The organism is Williamsia sp. (genome assembly GCF_036566845.1).
GTDB lineage: Bacteria > Actinomycetota > Actinomycetes > Mycobacteriales > Mycobacteriaceae > Williamsia.
Map to the genome: position 1 here is coordinate 1 of NZ_DATCVM010000126.1, position 25,847 is coordinate 25,847.

Annotated in this window: 30 protein-coding genes; 16 read left to right on the forward strand and 14 right to left on the reverse strand. The window is 63.4% G+C overall.

Annotated features, from left to right (window positions below):
* The coding region (locus VIQ49_RS11650; protein WP_331884648.1) for an Nramp family divalent metal transporter at window positions 1–818 on the forward strand (818 nt) is incomplete at its 5' end.
* 80 nt (window positions 819–898) lie between these two features.
* On the opposite strand, the gene VIQ49_RS11655 is transcribed toward VIQ49_RS11650, so the two are convergent.
* A complete protein-coding gene (locus VIQ49_RS11655) occupies window positions 899–1,135 on the reverse strand; it encodes a hypothetical protein (protein ID WP_331884650.1) in 237 nt (78 codons plus the stop codon).
* 468 nt (window positions 1,136–1,603) lie between these two features.
* Window positions 1,604–2,140 carry a hypothetical protein gene (locus tag VIQ49_RS11660; protein WP_331884652.1) on the reverse strand — a complete coding sequence of 179 codons (537 nt, stop codon included), beginning with the start codon at window positions 2,138–2,140 and terminating at the stop codon, window positions 1,604–1,606.
* Between the two features lie 1,145 nt (window positions 2,141–3,285).
* On the opposite strand from VIQ49_RS11660, the gene VIQ49_RS11665 reads away from it, so the two are divergent.
* Window positions 3,286–3,624, forward strand: a complete 339-nt coding sequence (locus VIQ49_RS11665; protein ID WP_331884654.1) for a DUF3703 domain-containing protein — start codon at window positions 3,286–3,288, stop codon at window positions 3,622–3,624.
* A gap of 104 nt (window positions 3,625–3,728) precedes the next feature.
* Here VIQ49_RS11665 and VIQ49_RS11670 read toward each other — a convergent pair whose 3' ends face one another.
* The 5 genes from VIQ49_RS11670 to ctaD all read right to left on the reverse strand — a co-directional run bounded on the left by VIQ49_RS11670 (window position 3,729) and on the right by ctaD (window position 9,112).
* Complete coding sequence (locus tag VIQ49_RS11670; RefSeq protein WP_331884656.1) at window positions 3,729–4,178, reverse strand: hypothetical protein; 450 nt, start codon at window positions 4,176–4,178, stop codon at window positions 3,729–3,731.
* A 204-nt stretch (window positions 4,179–4,382) separates the two neighbouring features.
* The gene (gene resB / locus VIQ49_RS11675; protein WP_331884658.1) at window positions 4,383–6,065 is read right to left on the reverse strand and encodes a cytochrome c biogenesis protein ResB; all 1,683 of its coding nucleotides are present in this window, start codon (window positions 6,063–6,065) and stop codon (window positions 4,383–4,385) included.
* A 61-nt stretch (window positions 6,066–6,126) separates the two neighbouring features.
* The gene (locus VIQ49_RS11680) at window positions 6,127–6,837 is read right to left on the reverse strand and encodes a TlpA disulfide reductase family protein (RefSeq protein ID WP_331884660.1); all 711 of its coding nucleotides are present in this window, start codon (window positions 6,835–6,837) and stop codon (window positions 6,127–6,129) included.
* Entirely contained in the window at window positions 6,834–7,277 is a 444-nt protein-coding gene (gene lspA / locus VIQ49_RS11685) for a signal peptidase II (RefSeq protein WP_331884662.1), read from the reverse strand. The genes VIQ49_RS11680 and lspA overlap by 4 nt, the downstream gene beginning before the upstream one ends.
* Window positions 7,278–7,342: 65 nt before the next feature.
* Complete coding sequence (gene ctaD, locus VIQ49_RS11690) at window positions 7,343–9,112, reverse strand: cytochrome c oxidase subunit I (protein WP_331884664.1); 1,770 nt, start codon at window positions 9,110–9,112, stop codon at window positions 7,343–7,345.
* 218 nt (window positions 9,113–9,330) lie between these two features.
* Between ctaD and VIQ49_RS11695 the strand changes: the two genes are divergently transcribed.
* On the forward strand, window positions 9,331–10,260 hold the full coding sequence (locus VIQ49_RS11695; protein WP_331884666.1) for a cation diffusion facilitator family transporter: 930 nt from the start codon (window positions 9,331–9,333) through the stop codon (window positions 10,258–10,260).
* A gap of 21 nt (window positions 10,261–10,281) precedes the next feature.
* Here the strand turns inward: VIQ49_RS11695 and VIQ49_RS11700 are convergent, their stop codons facing one another.
* The 4 genes from VIQ49_RS11700 to VIQ49_RS11715 form a co-directional block, all read right to left on the reverse strand.
* The gene (locus tag VIQ49_RS11700; RefSeq protein ID WP_331884668.1) at window positions 10,282–10,551 is read right to left on the reverse strand and encodes a DUF4229 domain-containing protein; all 270 of its coding nucleotides are present in this window, start codon (window positions 10,549–10,551) and stop codon (window positions 10,282–10,284) included.
* A 33-nt stretch (window positions 10,552–10,584) separates the two neighbouring features.
* Window positions 10,585–10,890 carry a hypothetical protein gene (locus tag VIQ49_RS11705; RefSeq protein WP_331884670.1) on the reverse strand — a complete coding sequence of 102 codons (306 nt, stop codon included), beginning with the start codon at window positions 10,888–10,890 and terminating at the stop codon, window positions 10,585–10,587.
* A gap of 82 nt (window positions 10,891–10,972) precedes the next feature.
* Window positions 10,973–11,638 (reverse strand): TlpA disulfide reductase family protein, encoded by a 666-nt coding sequence (locus VIQ49_RS11710; RefSeq protein WP_331884672.1) that lies wholly within the window; start codon window positions 11,636–11,638, stop codon window positions 10,973–10,975.
* Window positions 11,635–12,573 carry a cytochrome c oxidase assembly protein gene (locus VIQ49_RS11715; RefSeq protein WP_331884674.1) on the reverse strand — a complete coding sequence of 313 codons (939 nt, stop codon included), beginning with the start codon at window positions 12,571–12,573 and terminating at the stop codon, window positions 11,635–11,637. Before VIQ49_RS11715 ends, VIQ49_RS11710 begins: the two co-directional genes overlap by 4 nt.
* 159 nt (window positions 12,574–12,732) lie before the next feature.
* Between VIQ49_RS11715 and VIQ49_RS11720 the strand changes: the two genes are divergently transcribed.
* Window positions 12,733–13,377 carry a DsbA family protein gene (locus tag VIQ49_RS11720; protein ID WP_331884676.1) on the forward strand — a complete coding sequence of 215 codons (645 nt, stop codon included), beginning with the start codon at window positions 12,733–12,735 and terminating at the stop codon, window positions 13,375–13,377.
* Window positions 13,374–13,982 carry a vitamin K epoxide reductase family protein gene (locus tag VIQ49_RS11725; RefSeq protein ID WP_331884678.1) on the forward strand — a complete coding sequence of 203 codons (609 nt, stop codon included), beginning with the start codon at window positions 13,374–13,376 and terminating at the stop codon, window positions 13,980–13,982. The genes VIQ49_RS11720 and VIQ49_RS11725 overlap by 4 nt, the downstream gene beginning before the upstream one ends.
* Window positions 13,983–14,024: 42 nt before the next feature.
* Here the strand turns inward: VIQ49_RS11725 and VIQ49_RS11730 are convergent, their stop codons facing one another.
* Window positions 14,025–14,828 carry a cytochrome c biogenesis CcdA family protein gene (locus VIQ49_RS11730; protein ID WP_331884701.1) on the reverse strand — a complete coding sequence of 268 codons (804 nt, stop codon included), beginning with the start codon at window positions 14,826–14,828 and terminating at the stop codon, window positions 14,025–14,027.
* Window positions 14,829–14,934: 106 nt separating this feature from the next.
* On the reverse strand, window positions 14,935–16,131 hold the full coding sequence (locus tag VIQ49_RS11735; RefSeq protein WP_331884703.1) for a L,D-transpeptidase: 1,197 nt from the start codon (window positions 16,129–16,131) through the stop codon (window positions 14,935–14,937).
* Between the two features lie 599 nt (window positions 16,132–16,730).
* Here VIQ49_RS11735 and VIQ49_RS11740 point away from each other — a divergent pair.
* From VIQ49_RS11740 to VIQ49_RS11750, 3 genes are read left to right on the forward strand one after another with little or no spacing between them, the layout of a single operon-like run.
* Window positions 16,731–17,675 (forward strand): M23 family metallopeptidase, encoded by a 945-nt coding sequence (locus tag VIQ49_RS11740; RefSeq protein WP_331884680.1) that lies wholly within the window; start codon window positions 16,731–16,733, stop codon window positions 17,673–17,675.
* 43 nt (window positions 17,676–17,718) lie between these two features.
* Entirely contained in the window at window positions 17,719–18,081 is a 363-nt protein-coding gene (locus VIQ49_RS11745; RefSeq protein ID WP_331884681.1) for a BlaI/MecI/CopY family transcriptional regulator, read from the forward strand.
* Window positions 18,078–19,055, forward strand: coding sequence for a M56 family metallopeptidase (locus tag VIQ49_RS11750; protein WP_331884683.1), 978 nt, complete (start codon window positions 18,078–18,080; stop codon window positions 19,053–19,055). The genes VIQ49_RS11745 and VIQ49_RS11750 overlap by 4 nt, the downstream gene beginning before the upstream one ends.
* Before the next feature lie 49 nt (window positions 19,056–19,104).
* Here the strand turns inward: VIQ49_RS11750 and VIQ49_RS11755 are convergent, their stop codons facing one another.
* Window positions 19,105–19,707, reverse strand: coding sequence for a copper resistance CopC family protein (locus VIQ49_RS11755; protein WP_331884685.1), 603 nt, complete (start codon window positions 19,705–19,707; stop codon window positions 19,105–19,107).
* A gap of 281 nt (window positions 19,708–19,988) precedes the next feature.
* Between VIQ49_RS11755 and VIQ49_RS11760 the strand changes: the two genes are divergently transcribed.
* The 8 genes from VIQ49_RS11760 to trxB all read left to right on the forward strand — a co-directional run.
* On the forward strand, window positions 19,989–20,795 hold the full coding sequence (locus VIQ49_RS11760) for a MerR family transcriptional regulator (protein ID WP_331884687.1): 807 nt from the start codon (window positions 19,989–19,991) through the stop codon (window positions 20,793–20,795).
* Window positions 20,792–21,079: a hypothetical protein gene (locus VIQ49_RS11765; RefSeq protein ID WP_331884689.1), complete on the forward strand. Its 288-nt coding sequence runs from the start codon at window positions 20,792–20,794 to the stop codon at window positions 21,077–21,079. The genes VIQ49_RS11760 and VIQ49_RS11765 overlap by 4 nt, the downstream gene beginning before the upstream one ends.
* 120 nt (window positions 21,080–21,199) lie before the next feature.
* Entirely contained in the window at window positions 21,200–22,156 is a 957-nt protein-coding gene (locus tag VIQ49_RS11770; protein ID WP_331884705.1) for an arsenic resistance protein, read from the forward strand.
* Between the two features lie 120 nt (window positions 22,157–22,276).
* Window positions 22,277–22,657, forward strand: a complete 381-nt coding sequence (locus VIQ49_RS11775) for a metalloregulator ArsR/SmtB family transcription factor (RefSeq protein ID WP_331884691.1) — start codon at window positions 22,277–22,279, stop codon at window positions 22,655–22,657.
* Complete coding sequence (arsB, locus tag VIQ49_RS11780) at window positions 22,654–23,748, forward strand: ACR3 family arsenite efflux transporter (protein WP_331884693.1); 1,095 nt, start codon at window positions 22,654–22,656, stop codon at window positions 23,746–23,748. Before VIQ49_RS11775 ends, arsB begins: the two co-directional genes overlap by 4 nt.
* The gene (locus tag VIQ49_RS11785) at window positions 23,748–24,401 is read left to right on the forward strand and encodes an arsenate reductase ArsC (protein WP_331884695.1); all 654 of its coding nucleotides are present in this window, start codon (window positions 23,748–23,750) and stop codon (window positions 24,399–24,401) included. The genes arsB and VIQ49_RS11785 overlap by 1 nt, the downstream gene beginning before the upstream one ends.
* 45 nt (window positions 24,402–24,446) lie before the next feature.
* Window positions 24,447–24,863 (forward strand): arsenate reductase ArsC, encoded by a 417-nt coding sequence (locus VIQ49_RS11790; RefSeq protein ID WP_331884697.1) that lies wholly within the window; start codon window positions 24,447–24,449, stop codon window positions 24,861–24,863.
* Between the two features lie 42 nt (window positions 24,864–24,905).
* The coding region (gene trxB, locus VIQ49_RS11795) for a thioredoxin-disulfide reductase (protein ID WP_331884699.1) at window positions 24,906–25,847 on the forward strand (942 nt) is incomplete at its 3' end.

Consider the following 25,847-nt stretch of genomic DNA (forward strand, 5'->3'; position numbering starts at 1 on the left):
TACTGGTCCAAGACCGCCGGGGACAGCGTCCGTTTGAACGCGTCATCATCGGCTTGCTGGCAGTCATCGCGATCGGCTTTTTGACCAGTATGTTTGTGGCGCCGCCTCCCCCTGGCGCCGTCCTGGGTGGTCTGCTGCCACGTTTCGACGGCTCGGAAAGTGTGCTGATCGCCGCGGCCATGCTGGGCGCAACGGTGATGCCTCATGCGGTGTATCTGCACTCCGGGCTGGTCCGCGATCGACATGGCCACCACCCCGAAGGACCCCTACGGGCACGGTTGCTGCGGGTCACCAAGGTCGACGTGGGGCTGGCCATGCTGCTCGCGGGGGCGGTGAACATGTCCATGCTGCTGGTGGCTGCGACCACGCTGCGCGGGCGCGAGGGCGTCGACTCGATCGACGGCGCACATGCGGCGGTAGGCGACACCCTCGGCCAGGCCGTCGCGCTGCTGTTCGCCCTCGGACTCCTGGCCTCTGGACTGGCCTCGACCTCCGTGGGGGCCTACGCCGGCGCCATGATCATGGATGGGTTACTACAACGCAAAATCCCACTCGTCCTACGCCGCCTGATCACCCTGATCCCTGCAATCACAGTGCTGGCCATCGGAGTCGACCCCAGCCGCGCGTTGATCGTCTCCCAAGTCGTGTTGTCTTTCGGTATTCCGTTCGCTCTGATTCCCTTGGTGCGATTTACCAGTGACAAGACGCTGATGGGTACAGACATCAACAACCGCCTCACCACATCCTTGGCCTGGCTCACCGCAGCGATCATTATCGTGCTCAATATCGCGTTGATCTACCTGACCATCACCGGCTGAGCGCAATCACCAGGCCACGTTCCTGACCCGCATCTGAGCGTCAACACACACCGCTCTCCTCGCCCCCACGCCACTATGTCTCAATCCTCATCCGCGGTCGCGGTCTGCATGGTCGGTATTGGCCTGACCGCTTTGACCATCAGCTCGTGATCAACGGTGTCGAAGAACATCGGCTCCACCTGGTTCTCCAGTTCCATGGCCACCGCCGTCTGCGCCACCCTGTCTGCCACCGTCGGCACACCCAACACACGAACACCGCCACCAGCTTTCGGGATCTCCACCCCCACGGGCGGCGGAAAATACGTCCCCGACGACATTCGATTCCACACCTTGAAAGGTTGCCCTTCAGGTCGACCTCGAAGTCGTCGATGGACTGCCCATCGACCCCCGGCGGCACCCTTGTTGGGCGTGACCCTGCGAGACGCCTGCGCCACTGCCCACTTCGAAATTTCGAACGGCTTACCTGACGACTTCGATTGCCGATCCGCGCGACGTCCAACGAGACGTTGACCCGGTCTCTGGCGACATCACTCTGTCAATGTCTCGGTCGCATCCGCGCAGCTCCGGCGGGCCGGGCGACCGCAACAACAACGCCATGGAGCATGGCAGACACCCGGTCAAACTCATTGCGCCGGTTCGGGATCGGTCAGGCGGTGCAATGCCCGGCGCAGGCTCTCGGATTCCTCGTCACTCATCTGCTCGACGAAATGGATAAGCACCAGAGAGTTTTGCGCCATTCCCGAGTCGAGTTCGCGAGAGCTCCTAGTTCGATCAAGAAACCCGACTCAGTGACCCAACGCGACCTTCAAACCGACGATCGCCAGGGACACCCCGCCAACCGCCAGTGCTGTCCAGTGCGTCTTTGCCGTCACCCTCTCGTCACGAATTCGATCGATCACGTAGCTGATCGTCGCGATTCGAAGGACCATGAACAGCTCGGCGATCAACTGGGCGGTTCGGGGTTGGAGCAGGCCGAACACAGCGAGCGCGAGGATCAGGCTCGGTATCACCGCGGCAAACAAGATGGGAAGACTGTCCCGCAATTCGCTCATCCGGATCTGATGGTCGGCCACCGTGCCTTGACGCACGGCCCGTCCGACGAGTTCAGCAAAGTAGTGCGCGATGAAGGTTGTCACTGCTGCGCCGACGATGACCGCGATTCCAAACCGGTCTTGCGAATGGGTCACCGGGATCAATGCCGCGAGGACGAGAATATTGCCGTAGATGAGCGCACTGATCCGGCTCGACATATCCTCGGGCGTCGACGTACCGCGGCCCTGAAAAGGCAGGCTGTCGATCAGTCGCAAAAATCGTCCCTCCATGGCGAGAAGCATCGCATACGACGGGGGCCATCAGCTGAGTACGGGCCTCGCCCAACGCATCGGCGAGGGGGCACCTCGTGCGTGCTGCGTGTAGTCCTAGTCGATTGGCGGTGGTATCGAAAGCTCAGGAGGGTCGAGACGCCCTGCGGCACCCGATGATCAACCCGAGCAGAGCGGTGCTTGAGGTGACGACGACCGAACCGCGGTCTTCAATGTCACACCGTGAGATAAGGATTCGCATTGACCAGTGAGAGGATCGCGGCCGACGAACGCCGTCGCGAAGACAATGCACGTCTGGGCCTGGAGCGGCATAACCATCCGCGATACGTGCACGGAGAGGGCGCGGTCGCTACGCCTTCGAGGGCTTTGGTCCGCGGGGGGATTTCGGTGAGGATGTCGATGCAGTATGACTCCGCGGCGGGGACGTGCGGTCGCCTCAGCGACCGGAGCCCCTGCCGGGCCGGTGGTGGTTTGCTGCGTCCCACTCTGCAAGGTCGGCTGCATTGAGGATGTGCCCAAGGTCCAGATCACCGCGTGCAGACATCATCTCCGTAACCTGTTATGAACGGTCGGCCAGATCTGAGAGTCCATGAAGGTGTGAGCTGTCGGTTGCGGTGACCTCACCAATGGTTTGATCTGGTCGTGCCAGGCTGGGCGTATGGTGCGAATCGCAACGTGGAATGTGGAAAACCTGTGTGCACCGGGCGGGCAGAGCGGTTCAGAGAAGCAGCTAAGTTCGACGCGAAGGCCGACGCGCTCGCGGCGACCATCGACCAGATGGCACCGGACTTGCTCGCTGTTCAGGAAGTAGGCGATCCCGACGCCCTGGCGGATGTGCTCAGTCGGATTGGTGGGACCTGCAACCGAGAGCGCCAACGCTGGCGGGCGGGGCATCCCGGGCGGGATAGCTTCGCGCACAACACTAAAGCGGGTTCTGCTTTTTGATTCGGGTTACGCTTTCGTCGGCGGTGATGAACACATTGCGCCACAACCGAATCCGATACTAGGTATTTTGACAAGTAGTGTCGACAACGCGCTGGTCAGGCTGCTGGATGGTCGTGCAAGCGGCTCAACCCCGACACCTTGACTATCCACCACGACACTGACTGTGATTTCTTGGCTAACGCCGAAGGGAAAGACGACCAATGCCTAGCCTTACTGCCTCCGCCCGCAGCCGCTACCACGAGGAGATGGCCGCGGCCCACACAGCTACCATCGCCGCGCAACGGTGGCGCCACCTTGAACGGGCACACATTCTGTCCCAACCCGATCCGATACTGCACACCAAAAATCACGTCGCCATGTTCATCGTCGCTGTCCGTGACCACGACCGGCGAGAAGCGTTGGGCCAGATCTTGCGGATCATCGTCGCCGCACCAGGATCACTGACCGGCCGTTATCCTGAAGGAAACACCGGTCGCACTGCCGCAGGCCTGACCACTGTTATGCCGATTCCCGCTGACCTTGCGGCGTTTGTCAAATGACCACAAGCAAGCGATTCGACGAACACCAGGCATGACATGGGGCACGCCGAACTGCAATGTCCGTGCTAATCAGGAACTAATTCTGGCACAGCACCTGAGGTGCACTACTGAGCGAAGTGGCGAGCTAGTCGTCGATGGCGGTGCGCGAAGAAGGCACGCAGGAGCGGCGCTATTGCCGTTGCCAGGCCTGGAACACGTGAGTCAAAGGTGATGCGGTCCCGGACCAGAGTTGCTGCTGCCCTTGGGGTTAGCGTGCGCTCGTGCTCCCACCGATGCATGCTCAGCATCGTTGACTTTTCGTAGAACGAGCGGCCCGGCCGTATCTCCGCAATCATGAGGAGGTCATAGTCGAACGGAATAATGCCGAAGAGTTTGAGCCAGCAGCGACCAATCGGGACCCCGACCGGCAACGTATCGATCGTGAGATCGACGCCGCGAGGTGGGCTCATCGTCATCCATGGCCGCATCTCGTCGTTAATCCCTGCGGGAGTGACAATTCGAGCCCAAACGCGGTCGATCGATGCAGGGACGGCCGAAGTTTGTTCGATGATCACGTACTGAGTGTGAATGAGGGAGGGCGAAAACCGTCGCACTTCGGTTCACGACATCAAGAACGCGTACATACCGAAGCGCCAGGAACGATCAACCGGACGGCGCGGACAAACACCGTCAGTGCGAGACTGCCCCAGGGCGACTGGTGAGTTCAGCCCACGCGCTACTCGATCGAGCTACCTCGGGCGGGGTGTCGATCCGGAGCATTACGATCCGGAGTCGCCATCTATGTGCGCGGCCGGCCGCTGCGGTGGCGGCTTGCGCGGGGATGCATCCGGGATGAGGATATCGACCATCTCGATGAAGTTTTCGCCCCATCCGGCGTGATCGGTTCTGGCCAGGCCGGCGATCTCGACGGTGCACCGAGGAGTGACGAGTCCTGCCTGTGGGGTGATCCGTGCCCAGACCCGCCGGCGTTTGATCAGGAGAGAGACGAGCAGACCGGCGAGCATGGCGATCGAGGACACCAGCACCCATTTCTGCGCGGGATCGTGCGATACCTGCAATGACACCCAGCGTTGGTAGCCGTCGAACCGGACTGTCGTACCGTCCGCGAGGCGGGTGTCCTGGCCGGCCAGGAGGTTGACGCGTTCGAGTTTGAGCAGCCGCCCCTGGTTGATCATGTCGACGTTGAGGCTGTAGACATTCTGCGGGCGGCCGGTGTCCAGACCGGTATCACCCTGGTACACGTCGATGGCCACCGCCGGGTTGTCTGGGACCGGCCACGCCGAGGTCATCAATCCACCCGCGAAGACTGCAGTCGGGGCGAACAGGCCTTCCACAGCGATCTGCTTGGTCCGCCGTTCGTCCTCGTTGGGGTACAACCCGGCCGGGGTGTCAAAGCGTGCGGCTCCGCTCGACATCATTGTTTGTAGTTCGTCGGGCTGAAACGGAACAGTCTGGGTGCGGGTACGTCCATCGGGGAAGGTGACGGTGAAGGTGGGCGCGAATCCGTGGCCGAGGAGGTACACGCGATCGCCGGCCACGCGCAGTGGATCGTTGACCTTGAGTGCCCGCTCATTCCACTGGCTGCCCCGAATCTCGTTGCCACTCTGATATTTCAAGGTTGCGGTGTACATGTCGGGTTGCCCGGTCTCGAGGTAACTCGCTTGGAAGGCTTCGACCTGGATGCAGAACTCGTTGAGGTTGGTGCCATCGACGAGGTTGCCGGCCCGGAACGAGTCGTAGACCGCGGTAGAGGTGTTGCACAACCCTTCCTGACCATCTGCAACCAATATCCGGGTGCCTTCGTAGCCGAACATCTTGCCCGCGGCGATCGCCACTAGTAGGGCCAACAACGCGAAGTGGAAGATGAGATTGCCGAGCTCGCGCAAATAGCCCTTCTCCGCCGAGACCTCCATCGTGGTGACCGAACCACCTTCTGACGTTGGCCTGTCGACCTCGCGCACGCTCGTTCGCCACCCCCGCAATCCTTTCCGGATTGTGGTCGCGACCTGCTCCGGGGTGCCGTCGGTGTCGCGGACCTCGTGGCGCGGCAGTCGCGCAAGGTTGCGGGGAGCGGCGACCGGCCGGGCCCGCAGCGACCTGGCGTGTTCGATCATGCGGGGGGTCAGACATCCCACCAGTGAGATGAACAGCAACGCGTAGATGGCGGTGAACCAGATGCTGGAAAAGACGTCGAACATCTGGAGCCTGTCGAGAACGTCGCCGACAGTGCCGTTATCGGCGATGTACTGGGTGGTCTTCTGTGCGTTGAGGTTTCGCTGGGGAAGCATGGCTCCCGGCACGGCGGCGATAGCCAGCAGGAACAGCAAGGCCAAAGCGGTACGCATCGAGGTCAGTGACCGCCACAGGTTGCGGGCAGGCCACAGCAGGTACCGCTGCACGCGGGGTGGTCGACCCCGGCGGTATGAGCGTGGTTCAGTCACGACGGGCGCGCCCGGCCGCGACGTTGCGGGCGATCACCTCGGGCGCTGCCCTCGTGGGTGCTCACAAGTCCAGTCCGAGACTGCTGTTGACTGTTTGGGTCAACTCGTAGGCGGAAGTGAACACCTGAGGCAGGACTGCGGCGACAGTGCCGTCGGCGCGCAGCAGCACCGTTGAGGGATAGACGCGGGGAACGCCCAGTGCGGCCGCCATCGCGGCGTTGGTGTCGACCACTGTGGGTAGATCGATACCGATCTCGATCAACAGGTTCAACGACAAGAACGGGTTCTGTGAACCTTCTTTTCCCTGCACAGTCAGTACTTTGACCCGGTCACCGGCGGCGCGTGCAAAGTCCGCGAAGATCGGGAGCTCTTTGCGACACGGCGCACACCAATAAGCCCAGAAATTGATCACCCACATCTTTCCCGCGGTCGCACTAGCGATGTCGACAGAGGAGCCATCACCCAGGCAGGGCACCTGCACACCAGCTAGTGCCGAGCCCGCACCAGCCGCTGCAGTAGACGGAGGGCAAGGTTGCAGTGCGGCCTTCTGTCGAGCGTCAGCAAGATCCTGCTCAGCTACATCAGTCTGCTCCCCCGGAAGCGGAGCAGCGGGGTCGCCAATTCCGGAATTCACAGCGGAACCGGGGTCAACGCTATCGCGTGGCCAAATCGCAACAACCATCGCAATCACGACGACGAGCACCACCACGGTCCACCGCGTCGAGGCAGACATCGTGAACCGCCGACCAAAAGCGTCGACCAGCTGCCTCATCGGGAAGTTTCGGGACGAGTTCGCGGTGACGTCATCACCGGGCGCTGCCCACTCCCTAGCGCACCGACGAAAACCAGCACGACGCCCACAGATAGGAAAGCATCGGCGAGGTTGAACGTGGGCCACCATCCCGTATGGAAATAATCGGTCACGCGGCCATCAACAGCGCGGTCGATGACATTGGCGCACGCGCCGCCAGCCATGAGCGCAAGTCCTGCCGTCATCATCGCCGGCACCTCGCCGGCGCTGCGCCACCCGTAGATCACCAGGGCCAGCGACAATGCCGCAGTGACAGCGACTAGAATCCACACCGGTTGTCCCGCACCAACACTGAACCCGACACCGGTGTTGTAGGCAAGGACGAGCTGCACGATGCCCAGGTCATAGTCCTGGTGCTGCAACATGTGGCGGAACACCGGCTCGAGGGACAGTGCAATCATGCACGCCCCGCCGGTCCCGATCAAGAACCCGCGACGCGCACGGGTGTCAGTACGCATGGGTTCGCCTATCGATTCGGATCGGTGGACGACTCATGGGTCCCGACCGTCAGTGGATCGCGCCGGGCGTCTTCGGCCTTTTTACTGTTGTGTCCTTTCCCGACGTGAGCCTCGTCCCGCATCCGGTCGACCATGTGCGGGTAGTGCAGCTCGAAGGCCGGTCGCTCCGAACGAATCCGGGGTAACTCGGTGAAGTTGTGTCGCGGCGGCGGGCAGCTGGTAGCCCATTCCAGCGAGTTGCCGAAGCCCCACGGATCGTCGACGGTGACAACCTCGCCATAACGGTAACTGCGAAAGACGTTCCACAGGAACGGCAGTGTGGAGGCACCGAGGATGAACGCCCCGACGGTCGAGATCATGTTCAACGTGGTGAAGCCGTCGGTGCTCAGGTAGTCGGCGTAGCGGCGCGGCATGCCCTCGTTGCCCAGCCAGTGCTGGACGAGGAAGGTCATGTGGAAGCCGATCATGGTGAGCCAGAAGTGGATCTTGCCCAGTTTCTCGTCGAGCATGCGGCCGGTGATCTTCGGGAACCAGAAGTAGATGCCGGCGTACGTCGCGAAGACGATGGTGCCGAAGAGCACGTAGTGGAAGTGGGCCACCACGAAGTAACTGTCCGACAGTTGGAAGTCCAGCGGCGGGCTGGCGAGCAGCACACCGGTCAGGCCACCGAACAGGAACGTGATGATGAAGCCGATCGAAAACAGCATCGGCGTCTCGAAGGTCATATGACCCTTCCACATCGTGCCGATCCAGTTGAAAAACTTCACACCGGTGGGCACAGCGATGAGGAATGTCATGAACGAGAAGAACGGCAACAACACCGCGCCGGTGGCATACATATGGTGCGCCCACACCGCGACAGACAAAGCCGCGATGGCCAGCGTGGCATAGATCAGCCCGGTGTAACCGAAAATCGGTTTACGGCTGAACACCGGGAAGATCTCCGAGACGATGCCGAAGAACGGCAGCGCGATGATGTACACCTCGGGATGCCCGAAAAACCAGAACATGTGCTGCCACAAGATCACCCCGCCGTTTGCGGGGTCGAAAATGTTGCCGTTGAATTGGCGATCGAATTCCAAGGCCATCAACGCGGCGGTCAGCAACGGGAACGCCAGCAGGATCAGCACGCTGGTCACCAGGATGTTCCAGGTGAAAATCGGCATCCGGAACATGGTCATGCCGGGTGCGCGCAGGCACACGACGGTGGTGATCATGTTGACCGCACCGAGGATGGTGCCCAGACCCGAAACCACCAATCCCAAAATCCACAGGTCGGCGCCGGCGCCCGGCGAATGCACGGCGTCGGTCAGCGGGGTGTAGGCCGTCCACCCGAAGTCGGCCGCACCACCGGGGGTAACGAAACCGAGGAGCGCTACAGACGAGCCGAACAGGAACAGCCAGAAACTGAAGGCGTTCAACCGCGGGAAGGCAACGTCGGGAGCACCGATCTGCAGCGGCAGGACGAGGTTGGCGAACCCGATCACGATCGGCGTCGCGTACATCAGCAACATCACGGTGCCGTGCATCGTGAACAGCTGGTTGTATTGCTCGGTCGACAGAAATTGCAAGCCGGGTGCGGCGAGCTCGCCTCGCATCAGCAAGGCCATCAAGCCACCGATGAGGAAGAACGCAAAACACACAACCAAGTACATGACACCCAGAACCTTGTGGTCCGTCGTTGTCATCATCTTGTAGATGAACGACCCCTTGGGTCCGGTCCGCGCTGGAAACGGCCGCACTGGTTCCACTTTCACCGATTCATCCAACAGACTCATATGCTCACCCAACTCACCGAAGACCGATCAACCGTCACGCAGATACTATGCAGCTTAGTAGTTCGAGGCCCACCCTAGCGATCCGACTCCCGTAGAGCTAGGAGCGAGCAGCCTGAACTACTACCGCAGATAGTAGCTTGCCTGGCAGCTCACTCGTAGATAATACTTGCATACATGCGCATGTGACTATGCGTTTGGAGCTGAGGAAAGGTCACACTATGGGTCAAGGCCACAATCACAGCCACGGCGCGCTGCCCCCGGGCCAGGCCGCCAGTGCGTCGGGCCGCCACGTCCGGCGTCTGGCGATGGCACTGGGCCTGGGCCTGATCACCCTGGTGACACAGCTCATCGTCGGCTTGGCGACCTCATCGCTGGCGCTGTTGTCAGATTCGGCGCACGTGTTCACCGACGTGCTCGGGGTGTTCATGGCGCTGGCCGCAGTGTTGCTGGCCAAACGCGGCACCACACGTACCGACCAGACCTTTGGCCTGTACCGCGCCGAAGTCTTTGCCGCACTGTTCAATGCGGTGTTGTTGTTCGCGGCCGCCGGCTGGATTCTCTATGAGGCCGCGCAGCGGCTCTCCGACCCGCCGCAGGTGCCTGGCCTGCCCGTCGTGTTGGTAGCCCTTGTCGGGCTGGCGATGAACCTGACCGCTTTCCTGTTGCTGCAGTCGGGCGCGAAAGAGAGCATCAATATTCGCGGCGCCTACCTCGAGGTGATGGCCGACATGATCGGATCGGTAGGCGTGCTGGTCAGCGGCTTGGTCACCCTCCTGTTCGGATGGCGGTACGCCGATCCGCTGATCGGTGTGGGGATTGGCCTGTTCGTCTTGCCTCGGGCGTACTCCCTGGCGCGCGGGGCGCTGCGCATCCTGTTCCAGCACGCACCCTCGGGCGTGGACGTCGAGCAGGTGCGGGCAGATCTAGCGGGCCTGGACGGTGTGGTGCAGGTTCATGATCTGCATGTGTGGACTCTGACGTCGGGCATGGAGGTGGCCTCGGCCCACGTCGTCGCCGCCCCGGACGCCGACCCGTCGGCGGTCCTGTTCTGTGCCCAGCAACTGCTCACCGACACACACCACCTCGAGCACGCCACCGTGCAGGTTGAACCGGTCACCGGCTCCGGGTGCAGCGAATTGGCGTGGTGACTGAAGGCCTTCCCGCCTTCTCTACTGGTCTGCGCCGTGGGGTGCGCAGCGGCCGGCGTCCACGGCAGCGATCCCGTGGTTGACTCGGGCGCGCAGGGGCCGCAGCACCGATGCTGACGCAGCGAGTGCGACGACGAGTCCGCACATCATCGCCACCAGGAACGGAACATTCATGTCAAGGGGCCGGCCACCGAAGTACACCGCGGCGACCGTGATGGCAACAATGCCGAGGCGGGCGACGTTGAGGACCACGACGTCGCGTATCAAGCGTCCGGTTGCAGAGTCATGCACCACCTCATATTACTATCGCCGATAGTAGTGGTGTCACAGGTCGCGGACCGGCAGTCCGAGGGTGGCCAGCATGAGGATGAACAACGCCCAGCCCACCCCTTGCCACAAGGGCCACAAACCGCCGCGCTGCCAGGCCCGGAACGTCTGCAGGAAGGCGCCGAGGCCGCCGATCATGAAGGCTGCCGGGGCACCGAAACCCCAGAATCGGGAGTCTGTTTCTCCGTAGGCCACCAGGAACGCGATACCCACGACGATGAAGCCGCCCAGATAGAGGGCCCCGGTGCGTACCGTTCGGGGGTTGCTCCAGTTCTTGTCGATATCGCTGTTGTCGTTGCTCACGGTGCCCTTCTGCCGACGAAGAGATCGTCAGTGTGGTTGTTCGACTATGGTGCCGACGTCACAGTGTTCGCGTCGGTGGTCTCTACGGTTCGGCCGCGATCCGCTCGACCGTCTGGTGGAGCTCGGCAGCGGTGATCGCGCGCAGGTACACCGCCGCAGCGCGGTGTCGCCGGTCGAGGACCACGGTGGTCGGTACCACCGAGGTCGGTGTGGTCAAGGTCGCCAGCGTGCGCCCGTCGTAGTCGTAGATCGAGGGATAGGACACCGCGCGGTCGGTGACGAAGTCCCGCCCGGACTCTTTACGGTCACGAAAATCGATGCCCAAGAACGCTACCCCTGAATCCTTGGTCGCCTCGTACACCTGTTCCAGGGCTGGAGCCTCTCCGCGGCACGGCCCACACCAGGAACCCCACACGTTGACCACGACCACCTGCCCGGCGAAGTCGGAGAGTCTGATCGTAGCGGTGCCATCAAGCAGGTCCGGACCGGCGAGCTCACCGACCTGACCGCGCGAGGATGGCGGATCGTAGAAGATGGCAGTTTGCCCTCCCGGGGAAACGAACTCGAACGAATCACCTTGCTGCACTGCATCGTCCCCGGTTCCACACGCCACCAGCACACTGGCAATGACGAGGACCAGGGCACCGATACTGCGTGAGGGCCGTGCGCGGGACCGGCGACCGCCTCGGACGTGAAGTGGTGGTGCGTCGGGCCCCGCCTCGAGCCCCCGAACATGCTCGCGGGTCATCGGCCAGAATCCAGGGTGCGGAGAAAGCTGTTGTAGGCCTCCAGATCTTGAGCGTCTTTGGCCTCGTCGTAATCGTTGGGTGAGGTCACCGACTTCTGTTCGTCGCGGCGCCACCGAGAGGCAAAAATCAAGACAACCAGCAGGGCCACCGGCTCCCCGTAGGACCAGGCCAGAGCGCCGGCGACAGCTTGATCATCGACCGGGTCGATCCCCCACTGCGGCGGCGGGTCGGCGAAACTGGTGACCAGCACCGTGGGCGCCATCATGAAGACGACTCCGAAAAACACGTGCAAGGGCATCTCTAAGAAGATGTCGAGCAGCCGCCCCAGATTGGACTGCCGCATGGGCAGCGGGCCGATCGAGAGGATCGGGATGATGAACAGCAAACCACTGACCAGAAAGAACACTTCCATCCCGGTGTGGCCGAGCCAACTGTCGTTGAGTATGTCGAAGATCGACGAGAAGTACAGCCCGTAAAAGCTGAACAAGAACACCGGGATCGCAAACCCTGGGTGCAGCGCGATCCTGCTGACTCGCGAGCGCGCCAGCCGCAACGTCACCCGGCGCACCCGGCGCCCCCTGCCCTCATCCCGAACCGCGGCGAACAGCAGCAGACCTGGTGAACCCATGACCAGCAGCGGAGGAACCAGCGTGGACAAGGTCATGTGCTGGAACATGAACGCACTGAACAGCCCTACGCCATACCCCTCGATGGCCAGTCCCGTAACCGCCGACAGAATCACACACCCCGACAGAAAGCTCAGCGAGCGGTACCACGGCCAAGGCCGGCCCAGACGCCGAAGCTGCAACAACCCCACACAGTAAATGGCGGCCAGAACAACGCCGAGGGCCGCCAGCAACGGAACCGGCGGCAAATCCCAGCTCAGCATGCCCAGAATGGTCGGGGGAGCCTGTGGAACCTCCAACACCGCCATCACCTCCTCGCCACTCCTATGCTGACCGTCCACTGACCCCGGCTGTATCGGCCAGCAGCACAACACACGTAAACTACTAAGTATCGTAGTAGTACGTCGAATAGGAGTGTGCGCAGTGCCAGTTCCGACCCCCCAGATTCCGGCCGAACAGGCATGCCCATGAACCGCAACATCAAGATCTCCCTCGCCGCCGTGTTCGTCTTCTGCCTGGCGTTGACCGTGGTCTTCGTCGTCTCACGAGCAGGAGGCAGCGGTGAGGCGGAACAGACTGCGACACCGGTACGGGCAGATTCTCAACGACTCTCGGCACCCGCCGACTCCAAGGCGACCTTCGTCGAATTCTTGGATTTCGAATGCGAGGCGTGCGGGGCAATGTACCCGACCGTGGAACGCCTGCGTCAGACCTACGGCGACCAGGTCACCTTCGTGGTCCGCTACTTCCCGCTACCGGGTCATTTCAACGGCGACCGGGCAGCCCGGGCCGCGGCAGCAGCAGCGCAACAGGGCCGGTTCGAGGCGATGTACAAGAAGCTCTTCGAGACCCAGCAGCAGTGGGGCGAGCAGCAAGAGCCGCTCGATGATCTGTTCACCTCTTACGCCCAAGATTTAGGTCTGAACATGGAGCAGTACGCGGCGGACTACAACTCACAAGCCACCCGCGAACTGATCGACCGCGACATCGCCGACGGCAAAGCTCTCGGCGTGAGCGGCACCCCAACCCTGTACATCGATCACACACCCGTCGAACCCGGCACGTACGAGGATCTCAGCGCTGCCCTCTCTTCCGCGATCAACAAGCAGTGACGAGGACGTCATCACTGCCGTTGCAGCCAGTTCTGCTTGCACGAACACTTCCGCTCATCCTTGGGCTGTGCGGGGCGATCGGGCTCGCCGCGGCATTCACGTTGACGGTAGAAAAGTTCGAGCTGGCAACCAATCCCGACTACACCCCGACCTGCAGCATCAATCCGATCGTCAACTGCGGTTCGGTCATGGACACTCCGCAAGCCTCGGTGTTCGGGTTTCCCAACTCGCTCCTCGGTATCGCGGGCTTTGCTGCGCTGCTGGCAGTGGCCGTCCTGATGGGACGCCGGCCGACCCTCTGGGTGATGGCCGGTCTTCAGATAGGACTGACCGCAGCAGCGGTGTTCGTGCACTGGCTGATTGTTCAAAGCCTGTACCGCATCGACGCCCTGTGCCCGTACTGCATGGCCGTGTGGGTGGTTGTCGTGGTTGCGTTTTGGTACATAAGCCTGCGCAACGCAGACCACTATTGCCCGCCCGGACCGCTGCGACGAGCACTTGATGTCGTCCTGACCGTTCACGCCTTGGGGCCGGTGCTCTGGATGCTTGCGGTGATCGCTCTGATCACCGAACGCTTCTGGTGGTACTGGTCGACCCTGATGTGATCGCCGGCTCGACGGCGTGTCGCACCACTCGATGTGGGCCGGTCAAATAGGCAGGGTGGTGTTGGTGACGAACATATCTCGCACCCAGACCACGAAGAAGTCCCAGGCACCGGTGATCAAGGCGATCCCGACGACGATCATCAAGACCCCGCCCAGGATCTGAATGCGCCGCGAATTGCGGCGCAGCACCCCGACCCCCCGGACCGCCCACGCCGACCCGAAGGCCAGCACCACGAAAGGCAGTCCCAGCCCCAGGCAATACGCGACGATCAACACAACCCCACGGGCGGCGGTGGTGTCAGCCGTTCCACTGGCTGTGGCGATGATGGTGGCCAGCGTCGGGCCCAGGCAGGGCGTCCAGCCCAGCGCGAACACCGCCCCCAGCAGCGGCGCACCCACCAGGCCTGACACGCGGCGAGGATGAAAACGCACCTCGCGCTGCAAGGCCGGAAACGCCCCGAGAAACACCAGACCCATCACGATGGTGACCACCCCGCCGATGCGCTGCAGCACCTCACGATTGACCGTCAGCGTCGAGGTCACCCCGAAGACCGTGGCCGTCGCCAGCACGAACACCACCGTGAAACCGAGCACGAACAGCAAGGCCGCACCAGTAACCCGCCAGCGGGTCCGCACTGCCACCGTGGTGTCCGTAGCCGCCCCTGCCTCTACCGCTGCTTCTGCACCGGACACGCCCGCGAGATAGGACAGGTAGCCGGGCACCAGAGGGATCACGCACGGCGAGGCGAAAGACACCAGACCCGCCACCATGCACGCCCCGACGGCAATAACGAGAGGGCCACCGGCGACGACCGAAGAGAACTGCTCCCCCACCGACGCAACCATCACACGCCCACTGTAACTACTAAGGTAAATAGTATTTACATCCGGTTCCCCACTGTCGTCACCGGTGACGCACTGGCTCGCCCGTCTCGGCTCGGGCCGGTGGTCTCTACAGAGCGCTGCCCTGCAGCCACAGGTCCCACGGGACGCTCCAGTCACCGTTCTGCCACTGCTGCAAAGGATCTCCGCCAGTGTTGCGGACTTCGACCACATCGCCGGGGACCGAGAAGTTGTAGAACCATTGGGCGTTGTCGGGGTTAAGGTTCAGGCATCCGGCCGAAACATTGGTGTTGCCCTGCTGGGGGATACTGCTTTCCAGTTGATGCAAGTAGATGCCATCGTTGCTGATCCGGGTCGCGTAGTTGATCGACTGTCGATAGCCCAGACGCGAGTTGACAGGCAGGCCGTAGGTGGAGGAGTCCATGATGACCGGGTTCGCCTTGTCCAGGACTGTGTAGATTCCCCGTTGGGTCCAGAAGTGGATCGTCTGACCGTTCACTGTTTCGGTACCGCCGCGACCCATCGAGGTGGGCATGGTGCGTACCAGAGCACCGTTGTCGAACACCGTGACCTGTTTGGTGTTGTCGTCGGCGATGGACACGTGCGAGTTGCCGATCACAAACGAGACCGCCACGTCTTCCTGCCCGTACAGTCCGTTGCCCAGATCTACCCCGTACACGTCGGCGCGTACGGTCACCGCGGTGCCCGATGGGTAGTACTCCCGGGGCCGGTAGTGCACGTGTTGATCGTCGACCCAACTCCACTGCCCCTCGACCTGGGGGTCGGTCTGTACCGACAAGCATCGCTGCGCGGCGGCCCGGTCGGTGACCGGTTCATCGAACTTGACCACCGCAACCAACCCCACCCCATAGGTCGCGTCGTCGGCGAGTGTTCCGCCGCCCGTGGTGACCAAGGCCGGTTTGGTGAGATTGTCCGGCGTCACCGTGCCGAAGGTGCTGGCGTGTTCGCCCTGACGCCCCGTGTCGTCGCGGCTGAGAACGGAGAGCTGGTAGGTCTTGCTGTAGCCCAGCGCAGTGTTGGGTTTCCACGTCAACTGGTCCGGGGTCACGATGCCCGGGATGACGCGGCCCTCATTGTTGGTCATCGTCACCTCCGCCAACGTCCCCCCGGTGACGGTGACCGATACCGAACCAAGCGGATCAAATCCCTGCGTGCCCGGGGCCGGAGTGAAGGTGACCGCTCCCCCCGGCGTCCTGTCATCGTCGGCAGCGGGCGGGCGAGAACTCGACGACGCCGATAGCGAGGAGCCATCGCTCGAGCACGCCGCCAGGAAAGCCGCCAGCATGGCACCGCCGCCGGTAGCCAACACTGCGCGTCGACTCAACTGGACATCACCACAACGATGCCGTTCAGGCACTCGGTCACGCTCCTCACCGCATTACTACTAAGACTTCTAGTAGTTTACGGAACACGACGGCACCAGGTGGACCTGAGCACGGGTGCGCTCACTTTCCAGCCCGAGCTGCTCGCCGCTCGTGCCCGAGCGAGCCGGGCACGGCCGCTCGACTTCTCCACTGCCGCCCAAGGCGGGCACGACACCTTCGGGACCGGGACCCTCGCTGCGAAAAACTAACCCTGATAGTAGTAACCTGTCCGTGGCCATCTCGAGATCAAACCGTTTCCACCCGCCCGACCTGGATTAAAGGACTTCCTTTGGCACGACACCGCAGAGTTGATCCATCCCCGCCCGTCCCGTCCGCCCGTGTATCTGCGCCCCTCCGCAGCCCCGTGACCGTGGTATCTGCACCCCTGGGACCAGTACAGACACAGCATCTCCCCGCTGCGGGCGCACCGGGACGACATCGACTTTCGCGCCCGCCCGAGCCCCTCGTCCTCGTCGAGCCTGCTGCCGCGGCGTTCCCGCATTCGCCGCGGACCCGCTCGATGGATGTTCACCTCGCATCTGCTGGTTTGTCCGGCCCCCGCGATGGCGCGCCGCGGCTCCCACCACCGCACCCGCTCCTGGCCCAGGGCACGTCAGATCGTGCGGCGCCCACCGCGCCCTGGGAACGGGTGCTGTGCATCCGGGAGGATGAGCGCCGGGCACCAGTGAGTTCGGGTGTTCTCGATCGGCTCGACAGCCAAGGCTTGTCGAAGACATCGATACGATCGACCGCCTCTGCCGGCATCAGCGGCTCACTTGTTGCGGCGGCCGTTCTCCTGGCTGCAGGAGGTACCGCGGCCACCGCCCTGGCTGATCAACCAAGCCCCGCGATCACTCCGGTGTCCCAGACCGGCGGCGAGTCCCACAGCACAGCACCAGCGGTGATGGCTGCATCCTCGGGGCCCACCGCCGTCGACGTGAACACCCCGATAGCGAGCACTCCCCCACCAGCCCCAGTGCCGGTATCGCCGCTTGATGCTTTAACCACTGCCATGCGAGATCTGGTTCAACCACCTGGTGGGCTGCCCCCCGAACCTCCCGCCGCCCCGCCGCGCCCGCGATCAGCGGCACCGACCTACGGCACCGTGACGTCCAGTTACGGGTCCCGCTGGAATACCACCCACTACGGTCTCGATATCGCCAACACCATCGGCACCCCGGTGGTCTCGACCAGCGACGGTGAGATCATCGAATCCGGGCCCGCCGACGGCTTCGGCCTATGGATCCGAGTACTGCAAGACGACGGTACGATCGGGGTATACGGACACATCAACGAGACGCTGGTCAGTGTCGGGCAACGGGTCGTGGCCGGCGAGCAGATAGCAACGGTGGGAAATCGCGGCTACTCGACCGGCCCGCACCTGCACTACGAGGTCTGGCAGCAAGACGGAGTCAAACTCGACCCTGCACAGTGGCTGAGCAACCGGGGAGTCGTCCTCGGATGACCTGCCAGTGGACGATAGGACAACCTGTGGGGACAATAGCGCCATGAAACAATTGGGCACACTGGAGGCTGACGTCATGAACGTCGTGTGGGACGCCGCCCCCGAGGCACTGTCGGTGCACGACATCCTCGCTGCCCTCAGCGATCGAAAACTGGCCTACACCACCATCTTGACCGTGGTAACCAACCTGCACACCAAAGGCTTCTTGACGCGCACCAAGGTCAGCCGCGCCTACCAGTATTGCGCAATGCACACCCGGGAAGAGGTGACCTCGCAGACCCTGCGTGACATCCTCGATTCCAGCGACGATCCCACCGCAGTTCTGATGCACTTCGCCCAGACCGCCACCCCCGAAGAAACCGCGGCACTGCGCAAAAGCCTGCCCAGAAAACGGGCACGCCAGTGACCCTTGCGGTGACGCTGGCCTTGGCGGCGGCCCTGGTCGGGATCATCATGCCCCGCGTCCTGGCCGTGCATCCGCCTGCCGCCCCGCCGCGCCTGATGCTTGTCGGCTGGCTCGCCAGCATCGCCGCGTTCGTATTTCTTGCGACTTCGGCGGTGGTGGTCGTGGCCTGGCCCGATCATGCTCCCGCCGAGGGCATCACCGATATCTGGATCCGGTGCCTGAGCTCGGCGCAACACACAATGGCCCCGTGGGTATCCGAGATAGCTTTGGGGACAGCGGTTCTCACCGCAGCGTTTTTTCTGGGCCGGTTCACTGCCGTCGGCCGTCGCCAGCACCGATCCCGATCCAAGGTCCGCGGCTATCACGACGACATATTGACCGTCGTTGCCCGGACCAAGCACGACCCCGGCAGCCGTTATCCCGTCCTGTGGCTCGACCATCCCCTACCGTTCGCGTACAGCATCGCCGGCAGCCCCGGCCTGGTCGTAGCGACCGAGGGTCTCAACACCTGCCTGACCCCCACTCAAGCGGCTGCTGTCCTCGAACATGAACGCGCCCATCTGCACGGTCGCCATCACCGCATCCTGGCGATCTGCACCGTCCTGGCACGCACGCTGCCCATGATTCCGCTGATCACCCGTGCCCCCGCCGCGATCTCCATGCTTGTTGAACTCGACGCCGACCGTGCCGCCGCACGCAGAACCAGCGCGGCCGACGTCCATTCAGCCCTATGCCGCGTTCTCGCAGAACAAGGCGGCAGTCCCGCCGTGCACGCCGTGGGCTACGCACCCACCGCCCGCGATATCGAAGCCACCAACGATCGTCGACTCCAGGTCCTCAGCGCCACCACCGCACCGAACCCCCACCGCCTGACCTACGCCGCGGCCGCACTACTTCCCGTAACAGCAGCAGCCGTCTTCGCAGTGATCACCATGGCAGCCCTGTCCGCGGTGTACTGCATCTTCCTCTCCTAGACACGTGCATGGGCGGGAGCATCGCAGGTGCCCGACCCGACCACCTGCACTAGGAGTTCTCGTCGTCGCCACGATCTTTGCCTGAGTTGAATACCAGCAGAGCACCAATGACGATCAAACCCAGCAGCACACCGCCGAGGAGAACAACCACGATCCAATTGTCTTCAAGTTTGCTGCCCGTGGCGGTGTCGGTCGCTTGCGGTGGCTGCGTCGCAGACACACTCGGACCGACCGCCCCCTCGCCAGGTCCGGCAGGGTTAACGGCCGCCGGCGCACCCGTGGGCACAGGAGCACTGGTGAGGCCCGTCGACAGGACCGAAAAGGCGACCTCCCCGGTGATGGGATGTCCGTCAGCAGAGACCACGCGATACCCGATCGTGTACCGGCCGGCCGGTACCGACGAGACGATGGGGGTGGTTACCGTAGGTCCCGACACCGCGACCTCGGACAACTGCAACTGTTCACCCGCGCTATCAGTAAGCGCCACCTGCGCGAACTGCTCTGAGATGTCCTGGTTGAAGACCAACTCGATGGAGGTCGGCTGCTTATCCAGCGCCGCATCGACAGCAGGCGTTGAGGACACCAACGAGCTATGGGCCAACGCCGACCCTGCGCCCACGCCCAGGCCCACGGCAGCTACGACAACTACCATCGCGACCCTCGTCAATGCCTTACCAGCGCGGTACATTTCAGTCACCATCACCACAAACTACTATATGTAATAGTTTTCAGGCGAAATCGATGGGGTGCGCCATCCGCACGAATCGAACGACGGCCGAAGCACGAGGATCTATCCCTCGTGCCCATCTAGGACACTCGGCGATTCAGACCCCGGACCCATCTTCCAGGCATCGCACATACGTTCCCACCACTGTATGTTCTCGACACCACGGCTTGACCTTCACGTCGTGTCGAAGGTTTACCTTGAGTCCTATGACCACATATCGCATCTCCGAGCTGTCGCAGCAGGTGGGTGTGCCCGCCTCGACGCTGCGGTTCTACGAGGATTCGGGACTGTTGAGCGCTGATCGCACGCCGTCGGGGTACCGGATCTACGACCAGTCGGCGGTGGATCGGTTGGCGTTTATTTCGTCGGCGAAGTTGATGGGTTTGGCGCTTGATGAGATTCGGGATCTGTTGGGGGCGTGGCAGTCCGGGGTATGTGCCTCGGTGCGCAGGCAGCTGGCACCGTTGATTGATCAGCAGATCACCGACACCGAACATCGCCTCGCTGAGCTGTCGGCGTTCGCAGACCGGCTCCGCAGTGTGCGTTCAGAGCTTGCAGGTCCTGCCCCGTCGGGTGGGTGTGGCCCCGGCTGCGGATGCATGATCAGCGGCGCCGCACCGGCCGTGGCGCCTCCTCGCGGTGTGGCCGACCTCGGGCTGATGGACGTCAGTGCCGTTGCTGCCCCAGTGAAGTCCGGCGACGATCCCGCGATCGCATGCACCTTGAGTCGCGACGACCTGGGAGAGCGCACGCTGCAGTGGCGCGAGGTCCTGGGCCATGCCCGCTACCGCCGGCCAGTCGACACCGATGCGGCCAGTGTGGGAGTGGAGGTGGGTTTCGGCAACGATGCTGTGCTGATCAGTCAGCTCGCGTATCTGATTGCGGCGGAGCAGCAATGCTGTTCGTTCTATGACTTCACCCTGCATGTCGGCGGCGGAGCCGCCTCGCTGCAGGTGCGCGCGCCGCGCGCTGCCGAGCCGTTGATGACCGTACTGTTCGGCGAATCGGCGTGAGCGTCCCGCGCCGTTCCTGGCGGACGCCGACTGCTACCGTCGCCGCCCTCGTGGGGGCGTGCGCTCTGTGTTGCGCCGGGCCGCTGCTGGCGAGCCTGGGCGGGCTCGGCATCGCTGGCCTGATCGGGGCATTCTGGCTGCCAGCGTTGCTGATCGTCACAGTCCTGGCCGTGGTGGGCGGCGCACTCGTGGCACTCCGCCGCAGGCGCACTGCGGCGTGCACCTGGGCCCAGGTGGGCCCGGTCGACCTGGCCACACCCACAGTCTTCACCCGCGCTCGCTAGAGACCCCGGCGCTGCACCGCCCCTGGGCAATGACGTCGGGGGTTCGGACCACCTTGTTTGTTCACCCCGAATCGTCGAAGGAGATGTGTGTCGACATCACCAGTAGGGCTCGTTGATCGCATGGAACACCATCAGGTGGTGATCTACCTGCTAGCGATGGTCGCCGGAGCCGGCATCGGCCTGGCTGCTCCCGGACTCGCCCCGTCTCTCGAGCACGCGATCAACCCGGTCCTGGGCGCCTTGTTGTACGTGACCTTCCTGCAGGTGCCGGCCGCCGATCTGGCCCGATCGCTGCGCGACGGGCGGTTTCTGTCGGCGGCGTTGGTCATCAACTTCATTGTGGTTCCGCTGGTGGTCGCGGCGATGTTCTTCCTGCTACCCACCGATCAGGCCGTGCGGGTCGGGGTGCTGCTGGTGTTGCTGTGTCCGTGCGTTGACTACGTCATCGTGTTCTCCGGCCTCGCCGGCGGCAGCAGTGACCGCCTCCTGGCCTCCACACCGTTATTGCTGATCGCCCAAATGGCTTTGCTGCCACTATTTTTGCTGCTGTTCATGGGCTCAGACCTCGCCGAGGTCGTAGAGGTCGGCCCGTTCCTCCAAGCGTTCCTGATCTTGATCGTGATCCCCCTGATCTTGGCCTGGACCACCCAGGCCTGGGCAGCACACAGGCCCGCCGGACGCGCCGTGTCCGCGGGGGCGAGCACCCTGATGGTGCCGCTGATGGTCGCCGTCCTCGCCATCGTCGTTGCCTCGCAGATCCCTGCCATCAGTGACAACCTCACCGACGTGGCCGCCGTCATTCCCTTCTACATCGTGTTCCTGATCGTGATGGCCTACGCCGGCAAAGCCCTATCGGCAGCCTTTCGTCTCGATGTCGGGGCCAGCCGCGCCATCGCGTTCTCCGGCGCCACCCGCAACTCACTGGTGGTGCTACCGCTGGCCCTGGCACTACCTGACGGCCTCGAACTGGCCGCCGCAGTCGTGGTCACCCAAACCCTCATCGAAGTGATCGGGATGGTCATCTACGTCCGCCTCATCCCCCGACTGATACCGAGTTCCGAGCCCGTTCGCACCTGACCTGCGCCCGAGACCGAGACACGTAGAGACACCCGAAGGCTCCCTGGGCAGCGATCGGCATCCCCCACGTTCAGCAGCTGTTCATTTGACCGCTGATTCGGCAACCGTCAATATAGACGTATGTCGAATCAACAGGTGGAGCCTGACGCTCCATGCTGCTCCCCCTTGGTGCGTGAGCCGCTGACCGAGGACTGGGCCGGGGACCTGGCCCGCATGTTCAAAGCTCTCGGCGACCCGGTGCGTCTGCGGTTGCTGAGTTTGGTGGCCAGCCACGAAGGTGGGGAGGCGTGCGTCTGCGACATTTCCGAGTCCTTCGACCTGTCTCAGCCCACCATCTCCCACCACCTCAAAGTGCTGCGGTCGGCGGGTCTGCTGGACTGCCAGCGCCGCGGGACCTGGGTCTATTACTGGGTGATTCCCGCTGCCTTGCAGCAGCTCTCCGCTGTCCTGGGCGAGCCTGCTGCTGCGTTGGCGGCCCCCTCGGAGGTGGCGACCGCATGAGTACCACCACTGAACAGCCCGCGGTTGTCGGCAAACTGTCCACCCTGGACCGGTTTCTGCCGGTGTGGATCGGTGTGGCCATGGTCGCCGGCCTGCTGCTGGGCCGGATGATTCCGGGCCTGGACGACGTGGTGAGCGCGAAAGAGATCGACGGTATCTCGTTGCCGATTGCGATCGGGTTGCTGATCATGATGTACCCGGTGCTGGCGAAAGTCCGCTACGACCGCCTCGACACTGTCACCGGTGACCTCAAACTGCTGCTCGGGTCGCTGGCCTTGAACTGGGTTCTCGGGCCGGCGCTGATGTTCGCGCTGGCCTGGCTCATGCTGCCCGACCTGCCCGAGTATCGGACCGGGCTGATCATTGTCGGTTTGGCCCGGTGCATCGCCATGGTCATCATCTGGAACGACCTGGCTTGCGGTGATCGTGAAGCCGCAGCAGTGCTGGTCGCGATCAACTCGGTCTTCCAAGTGTTCATGTTCGCCGTCCTGGGCTGGTTCTATCTCTCGGTCCTGCCGGGCTGGCTCGGGCTGGAACAGACCACCATCGACGCTTCGCCGTGGCAGATCGCCAAATCTGTGCTGATCTTCCTCGGCATACCGCTGCTGGCCGGGTTCTTGACCCGCCGCTACGGCGAAAAAGCCAAGGGCCGCACCTGGTATGAGGAGAAGTTCCTGCCCCGCATCGGCCCGTGGGCGCTGTACGGGTTGCTGTTCACCATCGTCATCCTGTTCGCGCTCCAAGGCGATCAGATCACCTCCAAACCCTGGGACGTGGTGCGCATCGCGCTGCCGCTACTGGTGTACTTCGCCGTCATGTGGGGCGGCGGCTACGCCCTCGGGGCCGTCATGGGTTTGGGATACGAACGCACCACCACACTCGCCTTCACCGCCGCGGGCAACAACTTCGAACTCGCGATCGCGGTGGCGATCGCCACCTACGGCGTCACCTCCGGCCAGGCGTTGGCCGGTGTGGTCGGCCCGCTGATCGAGGTCCCGGTCCTGGTCGGACTGGTGTACGTCTCTCTGGCCCTACGCAAGCGCTTCACACCCGCACCATCCGCCAGTTCGTCCGTGACCAAGGAGTCCTGATGTCCGAGCACCGTGCCCAACCCGAACTACTGATGCCCCAATCCTTGCTATCGCGCACCGCCGAGGCGCTGGCCGACAAATACGAAGGCGTGTTCTCCCCACAAACGGTGGAACGCTACGTGTTTGAGTCCTACACGGCGCTGCGCCGCACCGCGACGATCTACAACCACCTGCCGGCGTTGGCGGGCCGGTTCGCCGCCGACCGCCTGTCCGCGTTGGCCCAATCCACCGGCGCCGCACCCAAGGACGTGCCGGAGGTGCTGTTCATCTGCGTGCACAACGCCGGCCGGTCGCAGATGGCCGCAGCCCTGCTCGATCATTACGGCACAGGCCGCGTGCATGTCCGCTCGGCGGGATCAGCACCGGTGGGTGCCATCAGCCCGGTAGTGGTCGAAGCGATGTCGGAAATCGGTCTGGATCTGGGCGCTGAGTACCCCAAACCGCTGACCGACGACGTGGTGGCCGCGGCCGATGTGGTCGTGTCGATGGGGTGCGGTGATGCCTGCGCAATCTATCCGGGCAAGCGCTACCTGGACTGGACCCTCGACGATCCGCACGGACAACCCCTCGATGTGGTCCGCGCTATCCGCGATGACCTCGACACCCGGGTCCAGGAGTTGTTGCGCCAGTTGACCACTCCCGTTCCCGCCTGACCAGCGCACTCGCTGCTTCCACCCTGACGAAAGGATCTCGACTCCATGACCACCACTCCCAGCGTGCTGTTCGTGTGCGTGCACAACGCCGGCCGCTCGCAGATGGCCGCCGGATTTTTGTCCCATCTGGCCGGCGATGCCATCGAGGTCCGCTCCGCCGGCAGCGCCCCCGCCGACAGCATCAACCCCGCAGCGGTGGAAGCGATGGCCGAAGAGGGTATCGACATCACCGCCCAAACGCCCAAGATCCTCACCACCGACGCGGTGCAGGCCTCCGATGTGGTGATCACCATGGGATGCGGCGACACCTGCCCGATCTTCCCCGGCAAAAGCTATCGGGACTGGGTCCTCGACGACCCCGCCGGTCAAGGCGTAGACGCCGTCCGGCCCATCCGCGACGAAATCAAAACCCGCGTCGAGGCGCTCATCGCCGAACTCACCCCCCAGCCCGCCACCCGCTGATCAACGGGCTCTCAACCTGATGACTGTTCGACGAGGAGAACAATGACACCGACCGTGCACGATCTGATCATCGTGGGCTCAGGACCTGCCGGGTACACCGCGGGGATCTACGCCGGCCGCGCCGAACTGGCACCAGTGCTGTTCGAAGGCAGCCAGTTCGGCGGGGCGCTGATGACCACCACCGAGGTGGAGAACTTCCCCGGCTTCCGCAACGGGATCATGGGCCCGGAGTTGATGGAGGAGATGCGAGAGCAGGCAACACGTTTCGGCACCGCCATCCACACCGAAGACGTCGACCAGCTTGAGCTGGCTGGACCGATCAAAACCGTTCACGCCGGCGGAATCGCCTACCACTCCCATGCAGTGATCCTGGCGATGGGCGCTGCCGCCCGCTACCTGAACATTCCCGGGGAACAAGAACTCCTCGGCCGCGGCGTCAGCGCGTGCGCGACCTGTGATGGGTTCTTCTTCCGGGACCAGGACATCGTGGTCGTCGGCGGCGGCGATTCGGCGATGGAAGAGGCGACCTTCTTGACCCGCTTCGCCCGCAGCGTCACCCTGGTGCACCGCCGCACCGAGTTCCGGGCGTCGCGGATCATGCTCGAACGCGCCAAAGCCAACCCCACGATCCGTTTTCTCACCAACGCCGCACCCATCCAGGTCCTGGGCGAAAGCAGTGTCACCGGATTGGTTGTGCGAGACACGATCACCGGCGAGCAGACCACCCTGGCCGCGACCGGCATGTTTGTGGCCATCGGGCACGACCCGCGCAGCGCCCTGGTTTCGGGCCAGGTCGATCTCGACGATGCCGGTTACGTGCAGGTGCAATCCCCGACCACCGCGACCTCCATCGACGGTGTCTTCGCAGCCGGCGACCTGGTCGATCACACCTACCGGCAGGCGATCACCGCCGCCGGGACCGGCTGCGCGGCAGCGATCGACGCCGAACGCTGGCTCGCCGACCGCGGCGACATCACCACCAAC